Origin of the sequence: Micrococcus antarcticus (genome assembly GCF_044872765.1) — a bacterium.
GTDB lineage: Bacteria > Actinomycetota > Actinomycetes > Actinomycetales > Micrococcaceae > Micrococcus.
In genome coordinates this window covers 134,517-146,128 of record NZ_CP085253.1, presented here as the reverse complement: position 1 = coordinate 146,128, position 11,612 = coordinate 134,517, and the positions used below count along the sequence as shown (strand labels likewise).

Genomic DNA, 11,612 nt, shown 5'->3' with positions numbered 1-11,612 from the left:
TCATCGATCGGTCTCGGCCAGCTCGACGTCGGCGCCGAGCCCCTGGAGCTTGTCCATGAAGTGCTCGTAGCCGCGGTTGATGATCTCCAGGCCCGTGGCGGTGGAGGTGCCCTCGGCCGCGAGCGCGGCGATGAGGTGGGAGAAGCCGCCGCGCAGGTCAGGGATGTCGAAGTCCACGCCGTGCAGGGGCGTGGGGCCGGAGATCACGGCGGAGTGCAGGAAGTTGCGCTGGCCGAAGCGGCACGGCACGGAGCCCAGGCACTCGCGGTGCAGCTGGATGGAGGCGCCCATGCGCACGAGCGCGTCGGTGAAGCCGAAGCGGTTCTCGTACACGGTCTCGTGGACGATCGAGACGCCCGTGGCCTGGGTCAGAGCCACCACGAGCGGCTGCTGCCAGTCGGTCATGAAGCCGGGGTGCACGTCCGTCTCCAGCACGAGCGGGTTGAGGTCGCCGCCGGCGTGCCAGAAGCGGATGCCGTCGTCGGTGACGTCGAACTCGCCGCCGATCTTGCGGTACGTGTTGAGGAACGCCGTGAGGTCGCTCTGCGCGGCGCCGCGCACGAAGATGTCGCCGCGCGTCGCCAGGGCTGCGGAGGCCCACGAGGCGGACTCGTTGCGGTCCGGCAGGGCGACGTGGTTGTACCCGCGCATCTCGGCGACGCCCTCGATGCGGATGGTGCGGTCCGTCTGCACCGTGATGATCGCGCCCATCTTCTGGAGGACGTCGATGAGGTTGTGGATCTCCGGCTCCACCGCGGCGCCCTTGAGCTCGGTGATGCCCTCCGCCTTCACGGCGGTGAGCAGCACCTGCTCCGTCGCGCCCACGGAGGGGTAGGGCAGCTCGAGCTTCGCACCGTGCAGCCCCTTGGGGGCGGAGATGGAGATGCCGCCCGGGCGCTTGTCCACCACCGCACCGAAGTTGCGCAGCACCTCGAGGTGGTAGTCGATCGGGCGGTCGCCGATCTTGCAGCCGCCCAGGTCGGGGATGAAGGCCTCGCCGATCGCGTGCATCAGCGGGCCGCAGAAGAGGATCGGGATGCGCGAGTCGCCCGCGTGGGCGTCGATCTCCGCGGTGAGGGCGGACTTCACGCCGGCCGGATCCATGGTGATGGAGCCCGACTCCTTGTCCCAGTCCACGGTGACGCCGTGGATCTCGAGGAGGGAGCTGACCACGTCCACGTCCTTGATCTCCGGGACGCTGCGCAGCGTGGAGGGCGTGTTGCCCAGCAGAGCGGCCACCATGGCCTTCGGGACGAGGTTCTTGGCGCCGCGCACCGTGACCTCGCCCGTGAGCGGCTTTCCGCCGTGGATCGTCAGCAGCTTCGCCATTCTCGTGTCCTTCCTCAACGTGACGCTCGGGCCACGGTCTCGGCGACGCCCCGGGGGAAGCGGAGGCGTGCGGGTTCGGGCACCGGCCGCGCTGCACGCGCTCGGCCCCGGAATCGCACCCAGCATAGGTGCTGGGGGGGCCGCGGCCGCAACGCCCCGCCGCGCGGCGGACAGCTGGGCGCCTGTGCCGTCGGCCACGCCGACGCCGCCCCGGCGCGCGCGTCAGTCGGCGGCGGTGCGCGCGGGCAGCGTGGTGGGCTTCCAGGCGGGGCGGGCCGCCTCGTAGGCGTCGATCGCCTCCCGGTGGCCGAGGGTGGCGCCGATGTCGTCGATCCCCGCGAGCAGGCGACGCCGGGCGTCGTCGTCGATCTGGAAGGTGGTGCTGAAGCCGCCGCACTCCACCGTGCGGCGCTCGAGGTCCACGGTCACGGCCGCTCCCGGCTCGTTCTCGAGCTCCTTCCAGATCCGCTCGATGTCCGCCTGCTCCACCTGGGCGGCCACGAGGCCCTGCTTGGCGGAGTTGCCGCGGAAGATGTCCGCGAAGCGCGGGGAGAGCACGGCCTTGAAGCCGTAGTCCTTGAGCGCCCACACGGCGTGCTCACGGGAGGAGCCCGTGCCGAAGTCCGCGCCGGTCACGAGCACCGAGCCGGCGCTGTAGGGCTCCGTGTTGAGGATGAACTCCGGGTCCTGGCGCCAGCCGGCGAACAGGGCGTCCTCGAAGCCCGTGCGCGAGATCCGCTTGAGGTACACGGCGGGGATGATCTGGTCCGTGTCCACGTTGGAGGCGCGCAGCGGGACGCCGATGCCGGTGTGGGTGGTGAACTTCTCCATGGCTCAGGCCTCCTGGACGGTGAGGGCGGGCAGGTCGGACGGGCTCGCGAGGCGCCCGAGGACGGCGGTGGCGGCGGCCACCACGGGCGAGACCAGGTGGGTGCGCCCGCCCTTGCCCTGGCGGCCCTCGAAGTTGCGGTTCGAGGTGGAGGCGCAGCGCTCCCCCGGCGCGAGCTGGTCCGGGTTCATGCCCAGGCACATCGAGCAGCCGGCGAAGCGCCACTCGGCGCCGAAGTCCTGGATCACGCGGTCCAGACCCTCCTCCATGGCCTGCAGGCGCACCCGCGCGGAGCCGGGGACCACCATGACGCGCAGCCCCTCGGGCTTGGTGCGGCCCTTCACGATCTCCGCGAAGGTGCGCAGGTCCTCGATGCGGGAGTTGGTGCACGAGCCCATGAACACCGTGTCCACCGCCACGTCCTTCATGGGGGTGCCGGGAGCGAGGTCCATGTAGCGCAGCGCCTTGCGGGCCGCCTCCTGGGCGGCGGGGTCCGCGAAGTCCTCCGGCGCGGGGACGGCGTCGTTGAGGCTGATCCCCTGGCCGGGGTTGGTGCCCCACGTGACGAACGGCTCGAGCGTGTCCGCGTCCAGGACCACCTCGGCGTCGAACCGTGCGCCCTCGTCCGTGGCCAGCGTGCGCCAGTGCGCGACGGCGGCGTCCCAGTCCTCGCCGACCGGCGCGTGCGGACGCCCCTTCAGGTACTCGAACGTGGTGTCGTCCGGGGCCACCATGCCGGCGCGGGCGCCGGCCTCGATGGACATGTTGCAGATGGTCATGCGGCCCTCCATGGAGAGAGCACGGATGGCCTCGCCGCGGTACTCCAGCACGTAGCCCTGGCCGCCGCCCGTGCCGATCTTCGCGATGACGGCGAGGACGATGTCCTTGGCCGTGACGCCCGGGCGCAGGGTGCCGTCCACCGTGATCGCCATCGTCTTGAAGGGCTTGAGCGGCAGGGTCTGCGTGGCGAGGACGTGCTCCACCTCGGAGGTGCCGATGCCGAACGCGAGGGCGCCGAACGCGCCGTGCGTGGAGGTGTGGGAGTCGCCGCACACCACGGTCAGGCCGGGCTGGCTGAGGCCGAGCTGCGGGCCCACCACGTGCACGATCCCCTGCTCCACGTCCCCGAGGGAGTGGAGGCGGATGCCGAACTCGGCGGCGTTGGAGCGCAGCGTCTCGATCTGGAGGCGGGAGACGGGGTCGGCGATGGGCCGGTCGATCTCGCGGGTGGGGGTGTTGTGGTCCTCGGTCGCGATCGTCAGGTCCGGGCGATGCACGGGCCGGCCGGCCAGGCGCAGCCCCTCGAACGCCTGGGGGCTCGTCACCTCGTGCAGCAGGTGGAGGTCGATGTACAGCAGGTCTGGCGCACGGGAGGCCCCCTCGCCCTCGCCGCGGACCACCACGTGCTCGTCCCAGACCTTCTCGGCCAGCGTGCGCGGATGCGTCGTGGGACCCATGGGTCGTCCTCCTCGTCGTGCCGCGGTCGCCTCGTCCTCCGCGGGCCCCCGCGGTGCGGCCCGGCGTCGTCGTCCCACTGTGCCGCCCCGCCCCCGGGGATCTCGACCCGCGAACCGCAACGTCTCACATTGCAAGACGCTATGATCGCGACATGACCCTCCCCCACTCTCCTGACCCCCGGGGCAACGACGCCCTGGGACCCGCGCTGCACCGCCACCCGAGCGGCGTGGGCGTGGTGGACAAGTCCGTGGCCATCCTGGACGCGCTCGAGTCCGGCCCGGCCACCCTCGCCCAGCTCGTGGCCGCCACGGGCATCGCCCGTCCCACACTGCACCGCCTCGCGGCGGCGCTCGCTCACCACCGCCTCGTGGGCAAGGACCTGCAGGGCCGCTACGTGCTCGGCTCCCGCCTGGCCGAGCTGGCCTCCGCCGCGGGCGAGGACCGGCTGACCACGGCCTCCGGTCCCGTCCTGCTCTGGCTGCGGGACGCCACGGGCGAGTCCGCGCAGGTGTTCCGCCGCCAGGCCGACTCGCGCGTGTGCGTGGCCTCGGCCGAGCGACCGTGGGGCCTGCGGGACACCATCCCGGTGGGCGCCCGCATGTCCATGAAGGCCGGATCCGCGGCGCAGGTGCTGCTCGCCTGGGAGGACCACGAGCGTCTCGTCGAGGGCCTCGCCGGGGCCGTCTTCACCCCCACCGTGCTCGCGGCCGTGCGCCGCCGCGGCTGGGCGCAGTCGCTCGCCGAGCGGGAGCCCGGCGTCGCCTCCGTGTCCGCGCCGGTGCGCGGGCCGAGTGGCCGCGTGATCGCCGCCGTCTCCATCTCCGGCCCCCTCGAGCGCCTCTCCCGGCAGCCGGGGCGCGTGCACGCCGAGGCCGTCGTCGCCGCCGCCACACGCCTCACCGAGCTGATCCGCTCCGGCGAGGCCTGAGTCCGCGCCGCCGCGGCCGGTTCGTCCCGCGACCACCGCGGGAACACCCCGCGTCCGCGCCGCGTTCGGCGCGTGTTCACGCGTCCGGCTTAGCCTTGGGGCGTCCGTCGCCCGCCCGCCCCCGCCCGCCCCACCCGCAAGGAGTCCGAAGTGACGCAGCCGAGCACCTCCCCCGCGAGCCCCGTCGAGACCGGACGGGAGGACGGGGTCGGCCGGCCGGCGAGCCCGCGTCTGTCCGTGATCGGCACCGGCTATCTCGGCGCCACGCACGCGGCGTGCATGGCCGAGCTCGGCTTCGAGGTCCTGGGCGTGGACGTGGACCCGGCCAAGATCGAGCGGCTGGCCCGCGGCGAGGTGCCGTTCCACGAGCCCGGCCTGCCGGAGCTGCTGCGCACGCACGTGGAGTCCGGCCGCCTGCGGTTCACCACGGACGTCGAGGAGGCCGCGCGCTGGGCGGACGTGCACTTCATCGGCGTCGGCACCCCGCAGCAGGCGGGCTCGTCCGCCGCCGACCTCACCTATGTGGACGCCGCGGTGACCTCGCTCGCCCAGGCGATCGACCGGGACGCCCTGATCGTGGGCAAGTCCACCGTGCCCGTGGGCACCGCGCGGCGCCTGACCGGCCTCGTCGCCGAGGTGCGCGCCGCGGCCGGCCTGCCGGGCGACGTCGAGCTCGCCTGGAACCCCGAGTTCCTGCGCGAGGGCTTCGCCGTGCAGGACACGCTCACCCCGGACCGCCTCGTGATCGGCACCTCCGGTCCGCGCGCCGAGCCGATCCTGCGCCGCGTCTACGCGCGGCAGCTGGCCGCGGAGACGCCGTGGGTCTCCACGGACCTGGAGACCGCGGAGCTCGTCAAGGTCGCCGCGAACGCGTTCCTGGCCACGAAGATCTCCTTCATCAACGCGTTCTCCGAGATCACGGAGACCGTGGGCGGGGACATCCGCACGCTGGCGGATGCGATCGGCCACGACGCCCGCATCGGCCGCCGATTCCTGAACGCCGGCGTGGGCTTCGGCGGCGGCTGCCTGCCCAAGGACATCCGCGCGCTGCAGGCCCGCGTCTCCGAGCTCGGCCTGGACCGCACCATGCGCTTCCTCGCCGAGGTGGACGACATCAACCTGCGCCGCCGGGAGCGCGTGGTGGACCTGGCGGTGGAGATGCTCTCCACGGCCCACGGCCACGAGGCGGCGGCGGCCGGCCCGTACGGCGGCACGACGACGGGCTCGGGCGAGGAGGTCCTGAACGGCGCCCGGATCGCGGTGCTCGGCGTGACCTTCAAGCCGGACTCCGACGACGTGCGCGACTCCCCCGCACTCGACGTCGCCGCGCGCCTCTACTCGGCCGGCGCGGACGTGCGGGTGTACGACCCCGAGGGCAGCGCCAACGCGGCCGCCCGCTTCCCGCGCCTGGACTACGTCGGCTCGCTGGACGAGGCCGTGGAGGGCGCCGAGCTGACGCTCCTGCTGACCGAGTGGCAGGAGTTCCGGGAGATGGACCCGGAGGCCGTGGGCGGCAAGGTCGCCGACCGGCTGCTGATCGACGGCCGCAACGTGCTGGACACCGCCGCGTGGGAGGCCGCCGGCTGGGCCGTCACGGGGCTGGGCCACCGGTTCGACCCCGCGTCGGTCACCGCGCGGCGCTGAGGCCGCCGGCCATCGGCCCCGGCGCGCGACAGCCCGAGGCGCGTCAGCCGCCGAAGTGGTCCCAGCCTCGCTCGGGCAGGGGCCGATGGCCGGCCGGTGGTTCGGCGCCGGCCGGGAGCATCCGCCCGATCCGGGTGAAGCCCGCCGGCAGCGCGGTCTCCGGCCAGGCCAGGCCCACCACCCCGTAGTCCTCGCCGCCTGCGAGAACCAGGGCCTCCGGCGCGACGCCGGCCAGCGCGGCCACGGGCCCCAGCGGACGGGCGACCTCGGCCACCCAGGTGTCGGCCACCCACGGGGTCAGGGTCCGTGCCCGGCCGTCCTCGACCCGACCGCCCGAGGCCCCCGTGCCGCAGGCCCGCGCCATGCGGTGCGCGTCCCGGCCGATCCCGTCGGAGACGTCCATGAGCGTGAGCACCCCGGCGGCCAGCGCGGCCGGTCCCGCGGCGAGGGGCGGCCGCGGGCGCAGCTGCCCCCGGACGGCGCGCGCGATCTCGCGGGCGCCCGGCCGCTGCTCCGCGGGCAGGGCGTCCCAGCGGCGCTCGAGCTCGGCCCGCTCGGTCAGCAGGAGGCGCAGCCCGGCGGCAGCCCAGCCCGGTCCGCCGCCGACGAGTCCCCCGAGCACCTGGCAGTGGACCAGGTCCGCGCCCTCGGCGAGCAGGCGGTCCCGGTCCTCCGCGCGCCGCGGTCGGCGCTCCAGCACCCCCGCACCCGGATCCCCGAGCACCGTCACGGCGGCCTGGATCCGCTCCCCCGTGCCGAGGTCGCCGCCCGCGGCGCGGCACCCGCCGGCGCCGAGCCGGGCGATGGCGCCCGCGATCCCCCGCGCGAACCCGCGGACCCACGCGACGTCCGTGCCCTCCGGGAGCGTCAGCGCCGTGACGAGCGCGGAGGAGCTCGCCCCCATCGCGTTGATGTCGGAGAGGTTCTGCGCGGCGGCCTTCCAGCCGGCGTCGTAGCCCCGCGTGCGCACCCCGGCAGGCCACATCAGCAGGAAGTCCGTGCCCTCGCCCATGGCGTCCGTGGAGACCACCACGGCGCCGCGCGGGGCGGGGACGACGGCGGCGTCGTCCCCGGGCGGAACGGAGTCGGCCGGCCACAGCGCGGGGGCACTGGCAGGGGCAAGGGCCCCCTGGATGATCTCCAGGAGGCCCTCTTCGGACAGCTCGCCGACCGTGAGGCCGGCACCACCGGGACCCGTCACCGGCGCGCCCGTCCCCGGCCGCGGGCGGACGTGCCCGCCGCCGTCCCGATCGCGGACTGGAAGCGGTGGTAGCGCTCGATCTCGGCGGTCACGGGGTCCACCACGAGGCGGCGGCCCACCGCCGTCGTCGACTCCTCGAGGCGACGGCGGGCGCGGCGGCCGCGCGCCGCCGCGGTCCAGCGCGTGAGCGGGACCGCCAGGAGCGCCAGCAGCAGGCCGAGCGCGAGGCCGCCGACCAGCAGCAGCGTCGGGATCGGGAAGCCCTCCACGCTCGGCGCCGGCGGGAGCGCGAACTGCAGGTACACGGCGAGGGCCAGCAGGCCGAGCCAGCCTGCGCCGACCACCGCGGTCAGCAGCGCGAGCCACTGCAGCACGTTCAGGACGGGCCACCACCAGCTGCCCTGGGCGGCACCCAGGTCGGTGGCGGAGATCGCCTGGTCCACGGCGTCCGGGACGGCGTCGAGCTCTGCGCGGCCGGCACGGCGGATGGACGCGGCCCACGGCTCCGGCGCGCCCGCGGACGCCTCCGTGACCACGGTGCGCACAGCGCCCTCGACGACGGCCCGCTGGGTCCCCGTGCGCGTGGGCAGCGAGGTGCGGTGCACCGCGGGGTCGCGTTCGATCTCGTCCCGGTCGCGGCGGGCGGAGGCCCGCTCGGGCATGAGGTGGAGGCGGCGCAGCGGATCGGCCCGGAAGGAGTGCATCCAGCGCAGCACCGGCCAGCTGGTCTGCTTGGCCGAGCGGAGGCGGTAGGAGCCCTCCACCGCGCGCACCACGGCCGGCACGCCGCCGGCCACCGCGAGGTCCTTGCCGAGGCGGTGCTCGAGCCCGTCCGTGACGCCGGCGGGATCGCCCGTGCCGGAGGCCGCGGAGAGGTCATCGGCCCGGGCGGCCACGTCGGCGCCCAGGCGCTCGACGGCGGCGCCCCGGGCCGCGACGATCGACGCGAGCTGGCGGCCGACCTCATCGAGCCCCTCGCCCGTGCGGGCGGAGACCGGCAGGACGCGCACGTCCGCGAGGCCGTGGCCCGTGAGCATGTGGCGCAGCGAGGCGAGCACGGTGTCCCGGTCCGCCACGGTGAGGCGGTCCACCTGGTTCAGCAGCACGAGCGTGACGGCGGCGTGCGAGCCCATCGTGGCGAGGAAGTCGCGGTGGATCACGGCGTCCGCGTACTTCTCCGGGTCCACGACCCACACGAGCACGTCCACGTGGCCCGCCAGCTTGGACGTGATCTCCCGGTTGTTCAGCTCCACCGAGTCGATGTCCGGCAGGTCGAGCAGGATGAGGCCCGTGGCGTCCGCGCCGTCCTTGTGGCCGATGCCGAGGAACCCGCTCCGGCCGCCGTCGAGCACGGGGGCCTCGTCCAGCAGGTGGCGGCGCGTGACGCCGAGCCAGTCGAGCAGGGCCGCGGCGCCGCCGCCCTCCCCCGTGCCGTCCGCGTCCGGGCCGCCGCCGAGGCCCTGGCCGTGGCGCACGCCCCACACCGCCGCGAGCGGCTCGGACGTGGTCGGGCGGGTGGCGGCCACGCGGGCGAGGTCACGCCCGGTCAGCGCGTTGAACAGGGACGACTTGCCGGAGCCGGTGGCCCCGAAGAAGCCGACCACGGTGTGCTCGGCGGACAGGGAGCGGCGCTCGCCCGCGGCGCGCACGGCGGCCTCGGCGGTGTCCACGGGCCCGTCCGGCAGGCGGTTCCGCCCCAGGTCGGCGGCCTCGCCGAGTGCGCTCAGGCGCTCGTCCAGGGTGGCGACGGCGCGGCTCATCGGGCGTCCTCCTCGGACTCGGCGACGAGGCGGCCCTCGACGACGTCGGCGGGAGGGGTCCTCCGCTCGGCCGGTGCGGCCGCGGTGAGGTCGACGCCGGGAAGGGCGGGCGCATCGCCCTCCTCACCGGGGTGGCCGTCGAGGCCGGCCTCCACGCCGCGACGCAGGGTCGGGACGAGGGCGCGCAGCGCCGCGGTGTCCGAGGGGTCGCGGTCCAGGGCGAGCAGCGGCAGGAAGCGGCCCGCGAGGACCTCCTCGAGCAGCGTCCGCACCCGGACCTCGAGGAGGTCGTTGGCGCGCTTGGCCATGCGGCGCACGGCGTCCTCGCCGAAGATCGACTCGAGCAGCTTCTGGCCCACCACGGCGGCGCCGCCGGCGATCCCGACCTCGATGCCGGCCAGCCCCGCGGTGGAGGCGAACGAGAGGACCATGAGGGACACGGCGGCCGCGTTGACGCCGAAGGCGGCCAGGCGAGCCCTGGTGCGGCGGCCGGCGCCCTCCTCCTCGATGAGCGACAGCACGTCCTGCTGCCACGTGCGGACCACGGCGGCGGCGCGCTCGGACACGTCCGCGGGCAGCGCGCCGAGGTCACGGCCGGCCACGAGGGCACGGCCCGCGGGCTCGGCCGCCCAGCGGCGCTCCACCTGCTCCGCGGCCGTGGCGACGGCCTCCACCATGACGGCGTGCAGCCCGGTCTCGAGCGCCGACTCGACCTCCTCCACCGGGGCCGGGCGGCCGCGCACGAGGGCGGTCACGCGGTCGCGGATGCGGCCGATCGCGCTCTCGACTCCGCGGAAGAACTCGCCGGTGCCCACGAAGTCCTGCCAGCGGGCCAGCACCTCCCCGCGCAGGAGCGTCCCGTCCGAGGTGGCGTGCTGGACGGTCTCCACGGCCTGCTCGGTGGCGTCCGTGACGGAGCGGGCCAGGCCGGCTGCGGCCACCTGTTGGTCCTCCTCGGCGCGGGCGAGGTCCTCCACCCGGTCCGCGAGCTGCGCGAGGACGCCGTCCACGGTGCGGCGGGCCACGGCGGAGCGGGTCTGGGCGTCGTGCGCGAGCTCCTCGAGCCACGCGCGGAGGCTGGCCACATGCTCCTGCGGGAGCAGGCCCGTCTCGTCGAAGCGCGTCTCCGGGATCACGTGGATGCGGGCGTCGGGCAGGCCGTGCTCGGTGAGCATGCGCTGGAGGTCGGGGGTGATGGACTCGGCGTCGCCCTCAGGCACGCGGCCCAGCACGACGGCGACCGTGATGTCGCGGGCGGCCGCCTGGTCGAGGAGCTGCCACGGGACGGCGTCGGCGTAGCGGTGCGCCGTCGTCGTGAAGATCCACAGGTCCGCGGCCTCGAGGAGCTGGCGGGCCAGGGCGCGGTTCTGGTCGGCCACGGAGTCGATGTCCGGGGCGTCCACCAGCGCGATGCCGGCGGGCAGGGAGGGCTCCGCGACGAGCGCGACCGTGTCCATCGCGTTCGAGTCCGGCTCCACGGGGCCGCCGGCCTCCGTGCGGTGCACGGTCACGCGGGCCAGGTCCGGCAGCACGCGGGGGCCGGTGAACCACGCGGCGTCGGCCGGGTTGTGCACGAGCAGGGGCTGGCGTGTGGTGGGGCGCAGGGCCGAGGAGCGGGAGACCAGGCGCCCCACGAGGGCGTTGACCAGGGTCGACTTGCCCGCGCCGGTCGAGCCGCCGACGACGGCCAGCAGGGGGGCGTCGAGGGAGTCGAGGCGGGGAAGGACGTAGTCGTCGATCTGGTGGAGGGTGCGCTCGCGCTCGGCCCGGTCCGCCTGCGCGGACGGCGTCTCGAAGCCGAGGTCCAGGTCGGCGACGTGGTCGCGTACGCGGCGGACGGCGGTGTCGATGCCCGGCGTGGCGGTGCCCTGCGGCGGAGTGGCGGCGTTCTCGTCAGTGGGATGCACGCGTCCCATTCTCACACGAGGGGCCCGTCCGGGCCCGGAACAGGACGGGTGGGCACTGCCCCGGAGACGGCGCAAGCCCGGTCCAGATGGACCGGGCTTGCGTCACTCACGTGACCCCAGCGGGATTTGAACCCGCGTTACCGCCGTGAGAGGGCGGCGTACTAGGCCGCTATACGATGGGGCCGAGCTGCCCCCGGCATCGCTGCCGGAAGCGGGTGGAGAGTTCTGTGCGCCTGCCTCACCGAGCAGGTGGACGGCTCGTATGACCGTCCGTGCACCGCGTCCGTGGACGTGATGCGTGCGTGACCCCAGCGGGATTTGAACCCGCGTTACCGCCGTGAGAGGGCGGCGTACTAGGCCGCTATACGATGGGGCCGTGCGCGCCGACTGCTGTCAGCGCTCACTGAGTCGAAGACTCGCTGGGGTACCAGGACTCGAACCTAGAATGACGGTACCAGAAACCGTTGTGTTGCCAATTACACCATACCCCACTGCATGTCAAGCATCGCTTGCCACCAGTGCTATTCACAAGCTGGATGTCCCCGGACCTCTCCGG

8 protein-coding genes and 3 tRNA genes are annotated in these 11,612 nt (G+C 74.7%); 2 read left to right on the top strand and 9 right to left on the bottom strand.

The window, feature by feature from the left end; all coding sequences use genetic code 11:
* The 3 genes from murA to leuC form a co-directional block, all read right to left on the bottom strand.
* Positions 1-1,329, bottom strand: a complete 1,329-nt coding sequence (murA, locus tag LG274_RS00690; RefSeq protein WP_248115114.1) for a UDP-N-acetylglucosamine 1-carboxyvinyltransferase — start codon at positions 1,327-1,329, stop codon at positions 1-3.
* Positions 1,330-1,551: 222 nt separating this feature from the next.
* The gene (leuD, locus tag LG274_RS00685) at positions 1,552-2,160 is read right to left on the bottom strand and encodes a 3-isopropylmalate dehydratase small subunit (RefSeq protein ID WP_298713124.1); all 609 of its coding nucleotides are present in this window, start codon (positions 2,158-2,160) and stop codon (positions 1,552-1,554) included.
* Between the two features lie 3 nt (positions 2,161-2,163).
* Complete coding sequence (gene leuC / locus LG274_RS00680; RefSeq protein WP_298713122.1) at positions 2,164-3,615, bottom strand: 3-isopropylmalate dehydratase large subunit; 1,452 nt, start codon at positions 3,613-3,615, stop codon at positions 2,164-2,166.
* Between the two features lie 152 nt (positions 3,616-3,767).
* On the opposite strand from leuC, the gene LG274_RS00675 reads away from it, so the two are divergent.
* Positions 3,768-4,544 carry an IclR family transcriptional regulator gene (locus LG274_RS00675; RefSeq protein ID WP_298713120.1) on the top strand — a complete coding sequence of 259 codons (777 nt, stop codon included), beginning with the start codon at positions 3,768-3,770 and terminating at the stop codon, positions 4,542-4,544.
* A gap of 279 nt (positions 4,545-4,823) precedes the next feature.
* A complete protein-coding gene (locus LG274_RS00670) occupies positions 4,824-6,188 on the top strand; it encodes a UDP-glucose dehydrogenase family protein (RefSeq protein WP_404465960.1) in 1,365 nt (454 codons plus the stop codon).
* A 43-nt stretch (positions 6,189-6,231) separates the two neighbouring features.
* Here the strand turns inward: LG274_RS00670 and LG274_RS00665 are convergent, their stop codons facing one another.
* From LG274_RS00665 to LG274_RS00640, 6 genes are all read right to left on the bottom strand, one after another.
* The gene (locus tag LG274_RS00665) at positions 6,232-7,389 is read right to left on the bottom strand and encodes a thiamine-monophosphate kinase (RefSeq protein WP_298713118.1); all 1,158 of its coding nucleotides are present in this window, start codon (positions 7,387-7,389) and stop codon (positions 6,232-6,234) included.
* Positions 7,386-9,149, bottom strand: coding sequence for a GTPase (locus tag LG274_RS00660; RefSeq protein ID WP_248115119.1), 1,764 nt, complete (start codon positions 9,147-9,149; stop codon positions 7,386-7,388). The genes LG274_RS00665 and LG274_RS00660 overlap by 4 nt, the downstream gene beginning before the upstream one ends.
* Positions 9,146-11,065 (bottom strand): dynamin family protein, encoded by a 1,920-nt coding sequence (locus tag LG274_RS00655; RefSeq protein ID WP_404464827.1) that lies wholly within the window; start codon positions 11,063-11,065, stop codon positions 9,146-9,148. The genes LG274_RS00660 and LG274_RS00655 overlap by 4 nt, the downstream gene beginning before the upstream one ends.
* 102 nt (positions 11,066-11,167) lie before the next feature.
* Positions 11,168-11,240 (bottom strand) — tRNA-Glu (locus LG274_RS00650).
* A gap of 119 nt (positions 11,241-11,359) precedes the next feature.
* Positions 11,360-11,432: transfer RNA gene (locus LG274_RS00645), tRNA-Glu, on the bottom strand.
* Between the two features lie 43 nt (positions 11,433-11,475).
* Positions 11,476-11,547 (bottom strand) — tRNA-Gln (locus tag LG274_RS00640).
* Between the last annotated feature and the right edge of the window lie 65 nt (positions 11,548-11,612).